Source organism: Maricaulis salignorans (genome assembly GCF_900103475.1).
Classification (GTDB): domain Bacteria; phylum Pseudomonadota; class Alphaproteobacteria; order Caulobacterales; family Maricaulaceae; genus Maricaulis; species Maricaulis salignorans.
The window spans coordinates 233,275-249,727 of the sequence record NZ_FNHG01000002.1 but is presented as its reverse complement, the minus strand read 5'-3'; the positions used below and the strand labels follow the sequence as shown (position 1 = coordinate 249,727).

Genomic DNA, 16,453 nt, shown 5'->3' with positions numbered 1-16,453 from the left:
CGGACGCACATACTCTGGTGAAAACCAATCGGGAGAATTGGCCTATGGGAGTATTCACCACCATCACGCGGGAAGCCGGTTTTCTGACGGCGATGCTGCGCGTGCTCGGTCAGATCAAGAAGGTCGGGCCGGCGTCAGGCCTGCGCGTGCCCGATCATATCGAAAAGACTGTGGACCGTTTCGCAGACCGACCGATGGCCCTCACCGATGAGGGCGAGGTCAGTTATGCCCAGTTCGACGCCTACGCCAACCGGGTCGCCAACTGGGCGCTCGAACAGGGCATGAAGCCTGGCGAGACCGTCGCGCTCTTCATGTCCAATCGCTGGGAGTATATCGCCGTCTGGTTCGGCCTGTCCAAGGTCGGCCTGGTGACCTCGCTGATCAATAACCAGCTGCAGGGCAATTCGCTCGCCCACTGCCTGACGATTGGTGAGACCCGCCACTCCATCGTCGAGGCATCCCTGGCCGAAGCCTATCTCTCCGCCGAGGCCTGCGGCGGTATTGAAGCGCAAGCCTGGAGTGTCGATGGCGAATTTGCCAGCTCGCGCGATTTCAACGCGGCGCTGCAGCGGCAGAGCGATGCGCGCCCCGATCCATCGGTGCGCGCTGCCGTCAAATCCTCCGAGCCGGTGCTGAAAATGTTCACCAGCGGCACGACCGGCCTGCCCAAGGCGGCGCTGATGACGCATGTGCGGGCGCTCTATTACCTCAATATTTTCGGTATCGCTGCGAAATGCACCGAGCAGGACCGCATGATGATGGTTTTGCCGCTCTATCACGCGACCGGCGGGCTGTGCGGCGTCGGCTGTGCGCTCACCTATGGCGGTGCCCTGGTGATCCGGCCGAAATTCTCGGCCTCGGCCTTCTGGCCCGACACGGTCCGCTTTGGCGCCACGCTCTTCATGTATGTGGGCGAGCTCTGCCGCTTCCTCGTCAACTCCCCGGAAGTGCCCGACGAACACGCCCACCAGCTGCGCTGTGCGATCGGCAATGGCATGCGCCGCGATGTCTGGGAGCAATTCCAGGAACGGTTCAAACTGCCGCAGATCGTGGAATTCTATGGTTCGACCGAAGGCAATGTCGGTCTCGTCAATGCCACCAACCAGCCCGGTGCCATCGGGCGGGTGCCGTCCTATCTGCGCAGCCGGTTCAATATCGATCTGGTCAAGTTCGACCTTGAGAGCGAAATGCCCCTGCGTGGCGCTGACGGCCATTGTGTCGTCTGTGCGCCCGATGAAGTCGGTGAGGCTATCGGCCGGATCGATCCCGAGGATGCCCGTTTCCGCTTTGACGGTTATGGCAGCGAGGAAGACACCGAGAAGAAGATCCTGCGCAATGTCTTCAAGCCCGGCGATGCCTGGTTCCGCACCGGTGATTTGATGACGCGTGACCGGCTGGGATATTACTATTTCGTCGATCGGGTCGGCGATACCTATCGCTGGAAATCGGAGAACGTCTCGACCGGCGAGGTCGCCGAGGCGCTCAATTTCGACGGTATCGAGCAGGCCAATGTCTATGGCGTCGAGGTTCAGGGCCATGCGGGCCGGGCCGGGATGGCGGCGCTGGTCGCCGGCCATCATGTGGTCGATCTGGAAGCCCTGCACGAACATATCCACAATGCCTTGCCGGCCTTTGCGCGCCCGCTTTTCCTGCGCTTGCAGCAACAGACAGACACAACGGGCACTTTCAAGCTGCGCAAGGTCGAGCTGGTCAAGGAAGGATTCGACCCCGATCAGATCGAGGATCCGCTCTATCTCGACCACCCGGTGATCGGCAAATATGTCCGGCTGACCCGCGAGCTCTATGAGCAGATCGTCGACGGAAGGTTGCGGGTATGACGGCCCCGGCGGTCACCGCAGCAGACATCCGCAAATTCTGGTTCGACGAGGCCGGGCCGGCGGCCTGGTATCGCGTCTCTCCGGATTTCGACGCGCGGATGCGGCGGCGTTTCGCAGCCTGTGTCGAGCGCGAGGCGGCTGTGCTGCGCGCCGGTGAACATCCCTGGCAGGACGAGGCCGAAGACGCGTTGGCACTGATCCTCTTGCTCGACCAGTTTCCACGCAATATCTGGCGTGGTTCCGGCAAGGCCTTCGCCTTTGATGCACTCGCCCGCCAGGTCGCACGCGCCATGATCGGGCGCGGCTTCGACTGGGCGATTGCCGAAGAGCACCGCGCCTTCGTCTATATGCCCTTCATGCATTCGGAAGCCCTGAGCGATCAGGATTACTGCGTCGAGCTGGCCGCCGAACGGCTGACTTTGCAGGGCACGCATGATCACGCCGTCAAACATCGGGACGTTATCCGCCGCTTCGGTCGTTTCCCGTATCGCAATGAGGCTCTGCAGCGCGAAACCACGCCGGAAGAGGCCGATTATCTCCAGAGCGGCGGTTATGCGCCGGGCCGGATCGACTCGGCAAAAAAGACCTGAGGGCAGACCTGACCGGCGGCAGATTATCGCACTGATCTGTAAGTTGTTGAATTAAAGGCGTAGCTTGAGCGCGCTATGTGGCCCCGGGCTTGCTGTTCTTCCGGCAAGACTTCAATGCTCCGGAGAGCCCGCTCATGACGCCGCACGTCCACATCACCGTCGAAGACATCCGCCAGATCGCCTGGACCCTGGTCGATCTGCACGGGCCGCAGGCCATCGGCTATGCCGATGAGGCCGTCCTTGATCTCGACGGGCAAGGCAAGGTCGAAGGCGCTGATGCCTGGCGTGCCCTGCGCTCGGTGATGGAAGATGCCCTGGCCGGACGCCTGGGCCGCACCGGCTCGCTGTCGATCCACTAAATTGCGCGCCTGGCCGGAGACGTCGACCGCCCTTGGTGCGCGATGCCGATGCTGCGCGCACGCCTGTCCGCTGGGCCAGGCTTGATCGCTTCAGGTCGATTGGATGTGCCCGGTCGTGAATTAGGCCTGGATTTCCTGTCCGAACATAATTCGATGGCCTTCAGGGGTTTCAACACCAAACTCTCTCAATCCCCAGGGTTTGTCAGAGATGGTCTGGTTAAATCGAACGCCCCGTTCTCGATATTGATCGAATAGTTCGTCTATTCCCTCGCAATTCACATAGGCGAAGAGGGCGTGATTATTCGTTTCCCTGGCCGGCACTTCGCCCTGGCAATCGCCAACCATCAGATAGAATTGGTCGAGGTGCAGAAAGGACCATCCGCCAATGGTTCTATCCAGAGTGAAGCCCAGCTTTTCCGTGAAATAATTCACCGCCGAATCGAAGTCATTTACTGCTAATACGTGCTGAGTTCTGCTAACATTGAACATGTTGCTCTCCGATATCTTGAACAGATGCGTAGCAATTGTATCGTGAGATCATCAAGCCATAAATCGACCCAACCGGCTGTCGACCCCGTTTGACGACGCCGGCCAATCGATCCGGCAGGAGACGGGCAGCCCCTGCGACGCAGGAAGCCTGAGCGGCTCTCCGCGCCGGCCGATCGGCTCGATAACCTCATGACCGATTGAGACGAAATGGCGCGATAGGCCCCTGCTCCGCTCTGTGCTAATCCAGCGCCATGGACACTTCCGCCTGGACCCGCGCCCTGAACAAATTCGGACTCGACGATCCCTTCGAGCCCGGCCGCACAGCGACGCATATGCGCAAGGCACTGAGCGACGCCGCGCCGCATATCGATGTCACGCCGCCGCCGGTCGAGTCCGTGCGCGATCTGACCATTCCCGGTCCGGCCGGCGATATCCCGGCCCGGCTCTATATTCCCAATGGGTCCACCGCGCTGGCACCCTGCCTGCTCTTTTGCCATGGCGGCGGCTATGTGATCGGCGATCTCGACAGCCATGACGCGCTGTGCCGACGTCTCGCGGCGATCGGCGGTGTGCGCGTGCTGGCGGTCGATTACCGGCTTGCACCGGAACATGTCTTCCCGGCGGCTCCCGATGATGTGCTCGCAGCCTTCGACTGGCTGGCGGGCGAGGGCGCCGCGATCATTGGGGCCGACCCGGCGCGTCTGGCCGTGGCCGGCGATTCTGCGGGCGGCGGGCTCGCCGCCATGCTGGCCCAGGCGCGCCGGAGCCAATTGCGTTTCCAGCTGCTGATCTATCCGCTGATGCAAATGGTCGAGCGCCGAAAGCCCAAGCTCAAGGCGGTTGAGGGCCATATTTTTTCCGCCATCACGCTGGATCAGATCGCACGCTATTATTTCGCTGATGAGGGCGATGCCAGCGACAAGCGCGCCTCGCCCCTGCTCGAGGATGATCTGGCCGGATTGCCGCCCGCCTATATCGCTGCGGCCGAGCTCGATCCGCTGATGGATGAGGGGCAGGCCTATCGCGACCGGATGATCGCGGCGGGCGTGCCGGTCAGCTATGTGCTCGGCAAGGCCTTGCCGCACGGTTATTTCAACCTCACCGCTATTCTGCCTGGCGCACGCTCACTGATCGACAAGGCGGCGCTGGCGCTGGGCGATGCCCTGCGCGACTGAGGCATTTGCGTTTTGCGCGGCAAGTGCTTAGCTCGTCACCATGTCGAACAAGACCCCCTACACGCCCGATCCGCGCTTCATGGCGCTGGGCCCGGATTTCGCCGATCCGGTGCAGCCCGCCGCTTTCCCCGCCGCCATTGAACGCTTCTGGAATACGCGCTGGGCCGGCGCGGTCGGGCTGGACACGCTCGACGAAGCGGCCCGGATCGCGCATTTCCAGCGCTTCGAATCCTTGCCGGATAATCAGCCCGAGCCGCTGGCGATGCGCTATCACGGGCACCAATTCCGCAATTATAACCCGCAGATCGGCGATGGGCGCGGCTTCCTGTTTGCGCAATTGCGTGACGGGCAGGGGCGGTTGCTCGATCTGGCCACCAAGGGCTCCGGCCAGACACCCTGGTCACGCTCCGGCGATGGTCGGCTGACGCTGAAGGGTGCCGTGCGCGAGATTCTCGCCGCCCAGATGCTCGAGGCGCTCGGCGTCTATACCTCCAAGCTTTTCGCCGTGTTCGAGACCGGCGTGCCGCTGCAGCGCCATGACGAGCCATCGCCGACACGCTCGGCCGTGATGACCAGGCTGGGCCATTCCCACCTGCGCTTCGGCAGCTTCCAGCGCCAGGCCTATGAGCAAGCCCCCGAGCGCATCACCGCGCTGATCGATCACGCCATCGCCGAATATTATCCTGCCCTCGAAGGCCGCGAAGACCGGCCCGCCGCCCTGCTGGAAGCCGTCGTCGCCGCCAATGCCCGCCTTGCGGCAAGCTGGATGGCCGCCGGTTTCGTGCATGGCGTGCTCAATACCGATAATCTCAACCTGACCGGCGAGAGCTTTGATTACGGTCCCTGGCGCTTCCTGCCGCATTATGATCCGGGCTTCACCGCTGCCTATTTTGACGAGAATGGTCTCTACGCCTATGCGCGCCAGCCTGAAGCCGTGTTCTGGGCGCTGCAGCAATTGGCCGGCGCACTCTCTCTGGTCGGCGAGCGCGAAAGCCTCGAGGCGGCGCTCAACACTTTCCCGGCGCTCTACCGACAGGCCTTGCTGGATGCCTTCCTCGCCCGCTTCGGCATCGCTTCGCGCGGTGACGAGAATGACGAGACGATGTTACGCGCCTTCCTCGGCTTCATGCTCGCCTCCCGCCTGCCCTGGGAGGCGGTTTTCTTCGACTGGTTCTGCGGCGCGGCCTCTATGGGTCGGGCGATGCAGGGCCCGCGCGCCAGCGCCTATGACGGTGAGGCATTCCAGGCCTGGCACGACCTGCTGATACAGCACGCGCCGCTGCGACCGGAGCGGCTGGACCACGCCCTGTTCCAGCGCACCGAGCCGGTCGCCATGACGATCGATGTCGTCGAGGCCATCTGGGCCCGGATCGCCGAGGATGATGACTGGACCGCGCTCGAGGCGGCGCTGGCCGATATCGAGATGACGCGACAGGGTTTTGATCTCGGCGCCGGCCGCACAGGGTTTTTGCCATGAGCCTCGATCTGCTGACCTCACCTCTCCTGAAGCGCGACGATCTCGTTCACGCCTTCACCACCCGCGCCGGCGGTGTCAGCGAGGGGCCCTATGCCTCGCTCAACATGACGCGCTCGCGCGGCGACAGCGCCGAACATGTCGCGACCAATCGCGAGCGGGTGCGCCAGGCGCTGGGGCTGGATTATCTCGCCTTCGCGATCCAGGTGCATGGCAAGGCCGTTGTGCGCGTCGACGATGCGCCGAAGGGCGATCAGGCCGCCGGTGAGGCCGATGCAATGATCACCGACCGGCCCGGCATCGGCCTGGTCTGCCAGACCGCAGACTGCACCCCGATCCTGCTGTTCGACCCGAAGTGCCGCGCGATCGCCGCGATCCATTCCGGCTGGCGCAGCACGGTCCAGAACATCGTCACCGAGACAATCACCGCGATGCAGCGCGAATATGGCAGCGATCCCGCTGATCTGATCGCCGCCATCGGCCCGTCAATCTCGGCCGCCAATTACCGCGTCGGCCCGGAAGTCGTCGCCCAATTCGAAGCCGCCTTTGCAGACACCGCCGGCATTCTCGTTGTCCGCGATGAAGAGGGCGGCGCCCGGCTCGATGTCGGCGAAGCCTGCCGCCGCCAGCTGATCGGCGCCGGCATACCGGCCAGCCAGATCGAACGCTCGCCCCTGTGCACCTATGCCGAAGAATCCCGCCTCTTCTCCGCCCGCCGCTCGCATCATCGCGGGCAAAGCGGCGTGTTTGGTGGTCAGGCGGGGATTATCGGGCTGCGCTAGGCTCGCGCCTGCCCTTTCGCCGCCGGTATCGAGGGCCTAGATTGGGCGCAACACCGATCACCCAAAAGGATACCCCCCATGCCCGCTTCGCTTGGTTATGCCGCCTCTGCTCCCGACGCCGCCCTGGCGCCGATCCGTTTTGATCGCCGCGAGCCCGGCAAGGGTGAGGTGTTGATCGAGATCGAGTATTGCGGGGTTTGCCATTCCGACCTGCATCAGGCGCGCGGCGAGTGGGGCAATACGCTTTACCCCTGCGTGCCCGGCCACGAGATTATCGGCACGGTGACGGCGGTCGGTGACGGGGTCTCCAAATTCAAGACCGGTGACAAGGTCGGCGTCGGCTGCATGGTCGATAGTTGCGGCCAATGCACCAGTTGCGGTGACGGGCTGGAGCAGTATTGCGAAACCGGGATGACCGGCACCTATAATGGCCGTCTTGCGGACGGCAGCCACACTTTCGGTGGCTATTCCCAGCGCATGACGGTGAAGGAGGATTTCGTTCTTCGCCTGCCCGAGGGGATGGATCCGGCCGGTGCCGCGCCGCTGCTGTGTGCCGGCATCACCACCTATTCGCCGCTCAGCCACTGGAAGGTCGGCCCCGGCCAGCGCGTTGGCGTGGTTGGTCTCGGCGGGCTGGGCCATATGGGCGTCAAGATTGCCGCCGCCATGGGTGCCGAAGTCGTGCTCTTCACCACTTCACCCGGCAAGGCCGAGGATGCCAAGCGCCTTGGCGCCAGCCAGGTGGTGATCTCCAAGGATCGCGACCAGATGAAAGCGATGCGCGGCCAGCTCGATTTCATCCTCAACACCGTCGCGGCGGCCCATAATCTCGACCCCTTCCTCGACTGCCTCAAACGCGATGGCACCATGGTGATGGTCGGCGTGCCCGAAGTGGCGCATCCATCGCCCTCCGTGGGCCGCCTGATCGGACGCCGCCGCTCCATCGCCGGCTCGCTGATCGGCGGCATTGCCGAAACCCAGGACATGCTGGATTTCTGCGCCAGGCACGGCCTCGTCTCCGATATCGAAATCATCCCGATGGATGGCATCAATGAGGCCTATGAGCGGATGCTCAAGGGCGATGTGAAATATCGCTTCGTGGTGGATATGGCGACGCTGGGGTAGAGGCGGGGCCGGCTCGAGCCATGACGGCGACAATGGAGTCTGCCACCGAAATCCACTGTCTGCCCTCAGCCAGCCGTACTGGAGAACTTCATCAGCATTATCCCGGCAATGATGAGCGCCGCAGCGGCCAGGCGCATCGGCGTTACCGCCTCGGCCAGCACAAGCACGCCCACCGCAAACGCGCCGACCGCACCGATCCCGGTCCAGACAGTATAGGCCGTCCCGAGCGGGAGGGTTCTCATCGCGAGCGAGAGCAGGGCAAAGCTCGCCACCATCGTAATGATCGTGATTATACTGGGTGTTAGCAGGGTGAAGCCCGCGGACTTCTTCATGGAGAAGGCCCAGACAATTTCCAGAACGCCAGCAATCGAAAGATAAATCCAAGCCATGACACGGCCCTCTCAACAGGACCGGGTCGTCCCGGAAATTGGTCGTGATGGAGCAGGTCGTCCTGCCCGGACCCAGATCTAGGGGGCGGCCCCCGGAAAATCAATCGCCCGATAAATGGTGGCCCCGGCGCGATTCGAACGCGCGACCTACAGATTAGGAATCTGTTGCTCTATCCGACTGAGCTACGGGGTCGCCTGAGTTTGGTCTTAGACGGTTTTGGGGTGTGGTTGAAGCCTGTCGGGCTGACGGTATCGCAGCAATTCTTCCGTCCCCGGGATGGCGCACAAAAAAGGGGCGGCGGGCTGTTCAGCCGGCCGCCCGAATTTTGTGTGCAATGCCTGGGTGATCAGTGTGCGCGGTCACGCAGGCGGTTGAGTTGCTGCGAGACTTCCTGGGTGGCGAGGGTCATCTGGTCGACGGCTTCCTTGCCACGGGCGACCGAGACGCCGGATCCGCGCACGCCGTCGAGGATTTCCTTGACCTCATTATCGAGCGAGGCGATGCGGGCCGCGATATCTTCGGTCGCCTTGGCGGTCTGTCCGGCCAGGGCCTTGACCTCGCCGGCGACGACAGCAAAGCCGCGGCCGGCTTCGCCAGCGCGCGCCGCCTCGATCGTGGCGTTCAGCGCCAGCAGATTGGTCTGGCTGGCAATCGCCTCGATCGTCGTCAGGATGGCGTTGATGCGCTTGGAGGCATCGGTGAGGGCTTCGACGCGGCGTTCGAGCACCTGGCTGGATTCCTCAATCTGATCCATCGTATCGCGCGCGATCTGGGCCGCGTCGGCGCCTTGTGAGGCGCGCGCAGCGGTCTCGTTGATGGCTTCCGCGATCGCGCGGGCGGCGTCGGCAGCGGCGTTGGCGCTGTCCATATTCTGTGCGTCGTCATTATAGGCGTAGGCGGTCATGGCGCGAATCCCTGATGAATATCTCCCACACAGCTAGCGCGCGAGAATGAAAGGATTGGTAAACGCTGACGCGGTCCGGGGCGTGGGTGACAGCGACGGGATTTTGGCTCGCTCACAGATTGCATCTTGCATGTTCAATCGCAGGGTGTATTATCCGGCCATCACCCATCAGGTGGAGGCGGGCATGCCCGATATCCTCAAACTGTTTGCCATGTTGTTCGTGATCGCGTGCGAGGCACCGCAACCGGCTTTCGCGCCGGCCTTCGAGCCGGGCGAAAGTGGACAGGTGACCGCCATCTCCGGGCCGCTCAGCCTGGTGCTGGAAACCGGTGATGGCCCGCTTGAGGTCAGGCTGGCGGAGCTCGATGCGCCGGATGCGGCGTCGGCCACCGACTGGCTGCGGGCCCGGCTCGAGGGGCAGGACATCCGGCTGGGCTATGATGGCTTGCAGCGGGACCGCTATGACCGGGCGATCGCCCAGGTCTATCGAGCAGGCGAGGGTGAGGACAGCTGGGTTCAGGCGGACATGGTCTCTGCCGGGCTGGCACGTGTGCTGACGCATCCGGGAAACCGGCAGGCGGCGGCACCCCTGCTGCAGCTGGAAGCGCAGGCGCGCGCCGCCGGTGCCGGCCTGTGGGGCAATCCGGCCCACCGCGTCCGCGATACCCATCCCGACGGCCTGGCCCAGGATATCGGCTCGGTGCAACTGGTCCAGGGGCGGGTGGTGGAGGTTACGCGGCTGCGTTCGGGCCGGACCTATATCAATTTCGGTCTCGACTACCGGACAGACTTTACTGTCGTCGTCGAGGCCGGTGACGAGGCGGCGTTCGAGGAGGCCGGGCGACCGCTGGCTGAGCTGGAAGGCCGGCCTGTCCGTGTGCGCGGCTGGATCGAGGCGGAGAATGGGCCCTTGATGCGGATTGATCATCCCGAACGGATCGAGTGGCTCGATGAGTGAGGTTGCGGCCAGGGCTTCTCCGGTCGGGTCTCGGCCGGGGCAGGTCACCCAGGGACCGGGTGCATGCGCCGGTCTGCCCGGTGCCAACAGGAAGCGCAGGAGGGTTGAACCGGTTCAGCCCGCTCCAGGCGCCACATTCACCAGGGCCGCATTCACTAGAGCCACATTAGCCGGGGCCACACTAGCCGGGGCCATATTCACAGGGGCCACATTCAGGGGGGCCACATTCACAGGGGCCGGGACCCGTCAATCATGCCGATCCCGCCATGAAAAACGCCCGGCACGGAGCCGGGCGTCTTCATCAACAGGATCGTCGTCTGCAAGCCGTCGCCGGGAAGGGCCTAGGCGGCCTTCTTGATCAGCGAGGCGGACAGTAGATCGCGTGCTTTTTCATGCTCGATATTTTCGACCGCAGCCAGTTCGCGGACCATGCGATCGACAGCGGATTCATACAGCTGGCGCTCCGAATAGGACTGCTCCGGCTGGTCTTCGGCGCGGTGCAGATCGCGAACAACTTCGGCAATCATGATCAGATCGCCTGAATTGATCTTGGCTTCGTATTCCTGGGCACGGCGGCTCCACATGGTACGCTTGACCCGGGCCTTGCCCTTGAGGGTTTTCAGCGCGTCCTTCACGATGCGGTCGCTCGAGAGCGGGCGCATGCCGGAGACGTCGGCTTTTGCGGTTGGCACCCGCAAGGTCATTTTATCCTGCTCGAAGGTCACGACGTAAACTTCGATTTCGAAACCTGCGACCGAATCTTTCTCAACGCCGGATACCTGGCCCACACCATGGGCCGGGTACACAATGAAATCGCCTTGTTTGAAAGATCTGTTGTCGTTGGCGGTTTTCTTCGTCATTGATATACTCTCGCTAGGCTCTTCACGCGGTCGCTTGACGCTGATCGCACACAATAAACTGCCGAGCGTTCTCAAAGAAGTTCCGGCACCCATCCGGCTTCGAGATCGACAAAATTTGTGTGTAATCCACCACGTAGAAAAGCGGGCCGCACCAGACGCGCTGCCCATCAATGTGACTTACATATCACAAAATTACGTGAAATCCAAACGCTAGCGAGCGCAGCCGGGCAAGATTCAGTCCCCGGACCCGGGTTTTTCCGAGAAATATTTTTCATACTTTCCGGTTTCTTCCGCCAGGGCATCGGCATCGGCGGGCGCATCCTTGCGGACGGTGATGTTCGGCCAGGTCTCGGCGAATTTCGAATTGATCGCCAGCCACTTCCCGTCCGGATCGTCCTCGGTGTCGGGCTTGATGGCCTCGACCGGGCATTCCGGCTCGCAAACGCCGCAATCGATGCACTCATCGGGATGAATGACGAGGAAATTCTCGCCCTCATAGAAACAATCCACGGGGCAGACTTCGACGCAATCAGTGTATTTGCAGCGTACGCAAGCGTCAGTGACGATATAGGTCATGGGAACCGGTCATGCAGAGAATTGGCGGGGCTTGGCGGACATGGGCTGCCGCCTCGGTTTTGTCAACGGTGCCGGACCTTGGCTTCTGCACGGGCACGGGCGAAAACCCGCTCACGATCCGCAATGCCAAGCAGGGGCGCGATCCGGCGCACGAAAGCGTCCTCGAAGGGTGATTTCTCGCCATCGGCGAGGGCGACCATCCATAATTGCTCAATCAATGCGACCCGCTCCTGCTCGCTCAGGCAGACTTTGACCACTTTGGTAAAGCGGTGATGGTCGATCGCGCCCTCGGCCAGTTCCTCGGCCTGGTCAAGCACCCGGTCGACGGCGGCAGGGTCGAGCAGGAAGGCGGCCGCGAGGATTTCCTTGATCTGGTCCTGCTCGCAATCGGCATAAATTCCGTCCGCAAGGGCGGCCTCGACCAGGAGCGCAGTCGCAGCGATATGGGGGTCAAGCTCCGGCCGCGCGGTGACGGGGTCACGGCCAAACATCTGTTTCAGCTTGTCAAACATGGGCGGGCTCCAGGCTATCGGGTGCTGACGCGGTCATCGCTTCTGCTTCCTTGTGCCGGACTGGCGTCTGGCTGCGCCTCGTCCGGCAATTGGTAGAGCGCTTGCGCCTGCGTGGCAGTGCCGCGCCGTTCGGCCAGCGCCAGAATGGTGAGGCAGACAATCGAACCGTTTCGCAGCAGGGTCAATGTGTCGCCTGCGCGGACCAGTGTTGCCGGCTTCGATATCCGCCGGGTCAGCCCGTTGGATGTCACACGGATGCGTCCCTTGGCGACAATGGCGGTGGCCAGGCTGCGGGTCTTGTAGAACCGGGCATGCCAGAGCCAGAGATCGATCCGTTGCGCTTCGGCCGGCTCGCTCATGACCCCGCCTTCTGCCGGGGTGGCCGTCGCCGCCTGGCTCGCTTGGTTGCGCCCGCAGGCACACGCCGGGCCGGCGGCGGCGCAAAACTCAGACCGGCGAGGGCGGAAAACGGATTATCGGTATCGGGTGTGATGGCGGCGGGGCTGGCCGGCGCGGCGCGCGGGGTGCGTCGCCGGCGGACCCAGATCTCCTCAGGGCCCGCTTCGGGTGGATGGCCCTTCTGCAGACGCCGGTAGTCGAGCGCGCCGAGAATGCCGCGCAAATCTTCCAGGCTGCAGCCGAGCAGGGCGGTCATGGCCGGCGTCAGCGCGAACTGGCCCTTGCGCCGGGCTGTACGGGCGTCGCGGATCATGTCGGCGAGCCGTTCGAGAATGTCGAAACGCACAGCGCGCGGGCCGCAGGGCTGATAGCCGATGGCGATATGATCCCCCGGCGAGCGGCTGTGATCGCGCGGCAGGGAGGTGAGCCCCGGTGCCGGACGCCAGGCGGGCCGGGTGTCACCGGCATGGATGGCGCGCAACAGGCTGTTGAGGCGGGCCGCGGCCGGTTTGATCAGGGCTGGCAGGTAGATCATGTGCTCGCCGATCTCGACGCCCAGTGCACGCAGGGCGCGGCGCTCCGAGGGCGAGAGGGCCTGGATTTCCTCGCTGACGTCGAGCCGGGGCAGGGCGCCGCCCGTTTCGAACATCCGCCAGGCAATGCCGCTGGCGAGGCCGGCCAGCGCGTCGCCATTGGCGCTCTCGCGCAGTCTCAGCAAGGGCGCCAGACGTGCCTGCGCCAGCTGGCTCACGAGACGTTCCAGATGCGAGCGCGCCCGGGCGCGGGCTTCGGCGGCGCCAATTTCCGCGCCGACCAGGGTGACCGCCGGGCGCAAGGGCTCCGGTCCGGCCGTGAGCCGGGCCACCGGCTCGCCCAGCCAGCTGATCGCGCCGTCCTCGCCGAATATGATCTCATCGGGGGTGACGCGGGCGAGGGCGCCGAGCCGACGATTGACTTCGGGGCGCAGCGCCTCAATCGCCGCCGAGCGCAGGGCCCTGGCCGCCAGCTCGCGTCCCTGGGCATCGGGCTTGAAGGAGAGCCCGACCAGCCGTCCGACATAATGCCCCTCCACCGTGACCTCGCCCTCGGGCGAGACCCCGGCCAGCATTTCGCGCTCATCGCGCAAACCTTTCATCAGCGCTCCGGTGCGGCGGTCGACAAAGCGCTGCATCAGCTTTTCGTGCAGGGCGTCAGACAGGGCGTCTTCGATCTCGCGGGTGCGCTCGCACCAGTGCTCGGGGTCGGCGGTCCAGTCGGGGCGGTGGGCAGCATAGGCCCAGGTGCGGACCTGGGTCAGGCGGGCGGCGAGAACATCGACCTCGCCATCGGTGCGGTCGAGGCGTTGCAAATGTCCGTTGAGCCAGTCATCGGGCAGATGGCCGGCCGGGCCGGTCAGGTGCATGAAAATCGTCCGCACCAGACTGGCATGGGCGTCGAGGGTGACCTTGCGGAAATCGGGCAGGCGGCAGGCATCCCACAAACGCCTCACGCCCGCCATGGAGGCGGTGCGGTCGCGGATCTCCGGATCGGACGCAAGCAGCGCCAGGGTGCGCTCGTCAATTGCCTCACGGGCCCGCTCCAGCGCCGGATGGTCGGGCGGCTCGGCCAGGGAGATGAGGAGATTGTCGAGCGAGCGTTCGTCGAGATCGGGATTGCGCCATTGCAGCTTGGTGACGGGCGCGAACTGATGGTTCTCGATCCGTCGCACCAGGTCGGGATCAAACGGACCGCAATCGGCCGTCTCGCCGAATGTGCCGTCATTGCGGAAACGGCCCGCACGGCCGGCGATCTGGGCCAGCTCTGCGGCGCTGAGGCGCCGGCGCTTGCGGCCGTCAAACTTGCGGCTCTCAGCGAAGGCGACATGGTCGACATCCATGTTGAGCCCCATGCCGATGGCATCCGTGGCGACGAGGAAATCCACTTCCCCTGACTGGTAGAGCTCGACCTGGGCATTGCGGGTGCGCGGTGACAGACCGCCCATCACCACCGCTGCCCCACCGCGACGCCGCCGCATCAATTCGGCAATCGCGTAAACGGACTCTGCCGAGAAGGCGACGATCGCCGAGCGCCGTGGCAGGCGCGTCAGCTTGGCGGGCCCGGTATGGCTGAGTTGGGAGAAGCGCTCCCGTGTCTCGATATGCGCTGAGGGAATCAGTTCGCGGATCAGCGGGCCCATCGTGGCGGCGCCAAGCAGCATGGTCTCCTGGCTGCCGCGGCAATACAGCATGCGGTCGGTGAAGACATGGCCGCGTTCCGGATCGGCGGCGAGCTGGACTTCGTCGATGGCGATGAAGGCGACATTGAGATTGAGCGGCATCGCCTCGGCGGTGCAGATGAAGTAGCGCGCCGATTTCGGCACGATCTTCTCCTCGCCGGTGACCAAAGCCACGGCGGCGGCCCCCTTGGCGCGCACGACGCGGTCATAGACCTCGCGCGCCAGCAGCCGCAAAGGCAGGCCGATCATGCCGGATGAACGTCCCAGCATGCGCTCGACCGCCAGATGCGTCTTGCCGGTATTGGTCGGACCGAGGGCGGCGGTGATCTGGCCGTCGGTATCGCGATGCGTCGTCACGCCGCTCTCCCGTTACGAGTCGGACAAGTCTGATGAGTCGAGAGATTAGGCCACCCGCCTACCGGCGGCGAGGGCCGGGTGCGGTCAATAGGTCTCGATCGAGCGGGCCGATACGGTGACGCCGCCAAAGCCGGCATTGGTGCGGATCTTCACCGGGACATAGAATTCGCCGCCATTGATCGGGGCCAGCCAGAAATCGATCGGTTCGGCAATCTCCTCGGCGGTCGGGAATTCATCGGCCTCATAGCCGGAAATGGGTTCGTAATAGGCGCGGCAGATCAGCGCTTCGCCACTCCAGGCCCGGGTGCGGATATCCTTGCGGCCACCATCCTCGAAGCGAAGATTATAGCGGGCGCGGCCATCGAACACTGGCAGGCGGCCATCGCAGTGCGAGCTACCAGACGAAACAGCCCCCAGTCCCATGGCAAGCAGGGTCGAGATCGGGTCGCGGGCGCCTGCGCGATCCACGTCGGTCGCAGCCGGTTCGCCCATATTGCCAAACGGCGGGTTGACGTCGGGCATGGCGACACCATCGGGGAAGTCGATTCCGACGATCCGGTTCTTGGAACTGGCGTGGTTGAGATGGCTGTAGCGGTAAGGCTGTAACTGGGTGCCATCGCGATAGCCGCTGACACCGGCTTCGATATCGGCATCGGTGAAGAGGGCGGCCAGGCCGGCGGCGGTGAAACGCGCGGCAGCCTGATAGGTATCATCGGCATATTCCGTACTGATGCTGATATCAGCGACCTGGAAGATCAGCACGGAGCCTGAATACTGTACCGTGACGCCATGCGTGCCGGCGGCGCGGGGCGAGACCCCTGCATCGGCGGCGTCATCGGCAATGCCGGCGCTGCCGGAGACAACCAGACCCAGCGCTGCCACGCCTGCTAACCACACTTGTTTCACGCCCTGCACTCCTTTTACCGGACCCGGAGGCCTCAATTGACGCCTTCATACTGCAATAATATACCCAAACCCACTGCAAGATGAACGCCGCAAGCTTGACGAGGCGGGCCGCCTCCTCTATCTCGCCCGCTCCCACTCTGGTCGCAAGACCCGAGCGAAAGTTTTTTATTTTGGAAAGGTGCGACTATGGCGCGTCGCTGCGAACTGACCGGTACGGGTGTAATGTCGGGGAATAATGTTTCCCATGCCATGAACAGATCCCGCCGTCGCTTTCTGCCGAATTTGTGCGATGTGACCCTGGCTTCCGAGAAGCTGGGCCGCAATTTCAAACTCCGCATTGCCGCCAAGGCCCTGCGTAGCGTCGATCATGTTGGCGGGCTCGATGCCTTCCTCCTCAAGGCTCGCGACGAGAAATTGTCCGACAAGGCCCTGAAGATCAAACGCGCACTGAAAAAGGCTTCGGCCGCCCCTGAGGCGACTGCCGCAGCCTGATTCGGCGATCTTCATTATTCTGCCAACGCCCGCTGCCTGCAGCGGGCGTTGT

At 63.8% G+C, this 16,453-nt stretch carries 19 protein-coding genes and 1 tRNA gene; 10 read left to right on the top strand and 10 right to left on the bottom strand.

The genetic code is table 11. The annotated features are described in order from the left end of the window. Positions 1-44: 44 nt before the first annotated feature. The 3 genes from BLT42_RS03035 (at position 45) to BLT42_RS03025 (ending at position 2,787) form a co-directional block, all read left to right on the top strand. Positions 45-1,838 (top strand): long-chain-acyl-CoA synthetase, encoded by a 1,794-nt coding sequence (locus BLT42_RS03035; RefSeq protein WP_091766573.1) that lies wholly within the window; start codon positions 45-47, stop codon positions 1,836-1,838. Further along, complete coding sequence (locus BLT42_RS03030) at positions 1,835-2,428, top strand: DUF924 family protein (RefSeq protein ID WP_091766570.1); 594 nt, start codon at positions 1,835-1,837, stop codon at positions 2,426-2,428. The genes BLT42_RS03035 and BLT42_RS03030 overlap by 4 nt, the downstream gene beginning before the upstream one ends. Positions 2,429-2,562: 134 nt before the next feature. Continuing rightward, the gene (locus BLT42_RS03025; protein WP_091766909.1) at positions 2,563-2,787 is read left to right on the top strand and encodes a hypothetical protein; all 225 of its coding nucleotides are present in this window, start codon (positions 2,563-2,565) and stop codon (positions 2,785-2,787) included. Positions 2,788-2,907: 120 nt separating this feature from the next. Here BLT42_RS03025 and BLT42_RS03020 read toward each other — a convergent pair whose 3' ends face one another. Continuing rightward, entirely contained in the window at positions 2,908-3,276 is a 369-nt protein-coding gene (locus BLT42_RS03020) for a VOC family protein (RefSeq protein WP_091766567.1), read from the bottom strand. A gap of 251 nt (positions 3,277-3,527) precedes the next feature. On the opposite strand from BLT42_RS03020, the gene BLT42_RS03015 reads away from it, so the two are divergent. From BLT42_RS03015 to BLT42_RS03000, 4 genes are all read left to right on the top strand, one after another. Beyond that, a complete protein-coding gene (locus BLT42_RS03015) occupies positions 3,528-4,451 on the top strand; it encodes an alpha/beta hydrolase (protein WP_091766564.1) in 924 nt (307 codons plus the stop codon). A gap of 40 nt (positions 4,452-4,491) precedes the next feature. Then, positions 4,492-5,928: a protein adenylyltransferase SelO family protein gene (locus BLT42_RS03010; RefSeq protein ID WP_091766561.1), complete on the top strand. Its 1,437-nt coding sequence runs from the start codon at positions 4,492-4,494 to the stop codon at positions 5,926-5,928. Continuing rightward, positions 5,925-6,707, top strand: a complete 783-nt coding sequence (gene pgeF / locus BLT42_RS03005; RefSeq protein WP_091766558.1) for a peptidoglycan editing factor PgeF — start codon at positions 5,925-5,927, stop codon at positions 6,705-6,707. Before BLT42_RS03010 ends, pgeF begins: the two co-directional genes overlap by 4 nt. A 78-nt stretch (positions 6,708-6,785) precedes the next feature. Then, positions 6,786-7,832, top strand: a complete 1,047-nt coding sequence (locus tag BLT42_RS03000) for an NAD(P)-dependent alcohol dehydrogenase (protein ID WP_091766554.1) — start codon at positions 6,786-6,788, stop codon at positions 7,830-7,832. 65 nt (positions 7,833-7,897) lie between these two features. Here BLT42_RS03000 and BLT42_RS02995 read toward each other — a convergent pair whose 3' ends face one another. The 3 genes from BLT42_RS02995 to BLT42_RS02985 all read right to left on the bottom strand — a co-directional run bounded on the left by BLT42_RS02995 (position 7,898) and on the right by BLT42_RS02985 (position 9,126). Further along, entirely contained in the window at positions 7,898-8,221 is a 324-nt protein-coding gene (locus tag BLT42_RS02995; protein ID WP_091766550.1) for a DMT family transporter, read from the bottom strand. Between the two features lie 116 nt (positions 8,222-8,337). Further along, positions 8,338-8,414, bottom strand: a tRNA-Arg gene (locus tag BLT42_RS02990). Between the two features lie 154 nt (positions 8,415-8,568). Further along, positions 8,569-9,126, bottom strand: coding sequence for a methyl-accepting chemotaxis protein (locus BLT42_RS02985; protein WP_091766547.1), 558 nt, complete (start codon positions 9,124-9,126; stop codon positions 8,569-8,571). Between the two features lie 130 nt (positions 9,127-9,256). Between BLT42_RS02985 and BLT42_RS02980 the strand changes: the two genes are divergently transcribed. Together BLT42_RS02980 and BLT42_RS15340 are read left to right on the top strand one after the other, a co-directional pair. After that, positions 9,257-10,084 (top strand): thermonuclease family protein, encoded by an 828-nt coding sequence (locus tag BLT42_RS02980; RefSeq protein ID WP_233342280.1) that lies wholly within the window; start codon positions 9,257-9,259, stop codon positions 10,082-10,084. Then, positions 10,077-10,442, top strand: coding sequence for a pentapeptide repeat-containing protein (locus BLT42_RS15340; RefSeq protein ID WP_091766541.1), 366 nt, complete (start codon positions 10,077-10,079; stop codon positions 10,440-10,442). Before BLT42_RS02980 ends, BLT42_RS15340 begins: the two co-directional genes overlap by 8 nt. Here BLT42_RS15340 and BLT42_RS02970 read toward each other — a convergent pair. From BLT42_RS02970 to BLT42_RS02945, 6 genes are all read right to left on the bottom strand, one after another. Continuing rightward, positions 10,426-10,944, bottom strand: a complete 519-nt coding sequence (locus BLT42_RS02970; RefSeq protein WP_091766538.1) for a CarD family transcriptional regulator — start codon at positions 10,942-10,944, stop codon at positions 10,426-10,428. The two genes, BLT42_RS15340 and BLT42_RS02970, sit on opposite strands and share 17 nt — an antisense overlap. 234 nt (positions 10,945-11,178) lie before the next feature. Beyond that, a complete protein-coding gene (fdxA, locus tag BLT42_RS02965) occupies positions 11,179-11,520 on the bottom strand; it encodes a ferredoxin FdxA (protein WP_091766535.1) in 342 nt (113 codons plus the stop codon). A gap of 62 nt (positions 11,521-11,582) precedes the next feature. Next, positions 11,583-12,032 carry a tellurite resistance TerB family protein gene (locus BLT42_RS02960; protein WP_091766532.1) on the bottom strand — a complete coding sequence of 150 codons (450 nt, stop codon included), beginning with the start codon at positions 12,030-12,032 and terminating at the stop codon, positions 11,583-11,585. Positions 12,033-12,046: 14 nt separating this feature from the next. Then, entirely contained in the window at positions 12,047-12,391 is a 345-nt protein-coding gene (locus BLT42_RS02955) for an RNA-binding S4 domain-containing protein (RefSeq protein ID WP_091766529.1), read from the bottom strand. Beyond that, the gene (locus BLT42_RS02950) at positions 12,388-15,003 is read right to left on the bottom strand and encodes a helicase-related protein (RefSeq protein WP_091766526.1); all 2,616 of its coding nucleotides are present in this window, start codon (positions 15,001-15,003) and stop codon (positions 12,388-12,390) included. Before BLT42_RS02950 ends, BLT42_RS02955 begins: the two co-directional genes overlap by 4 nt. A gap of 84 nt (positions 15,004-15,087) precedes the next feature. After that, on the bottom strand, positions 15,088-15,909 hold the full coding sequence (locus BLT42_RS02945; protein WP_233342278.1) for a DUF3108 domain-containing protein: 822 nt from the start codon (positions 15,907-15,909) through the stop codon (positions 15,088-15,090). 186 nt (positions 15,910-16,095) lie between these two features. On the opposite strand from BLT42_RS02945, the gene rpmB reads away from it, so the two are divergent. Beyond that, entirely contained in the window at positions 16,096-16,401 is a 306-nt protein-coding gene (gene rpmB / locus BLT42_RS02940) for a 50S ribosomal protein L28 (protein WP_091766520.1), read from the top strand. Positions 16,402-16,453 lie beyond the last annotated feature (52 nt).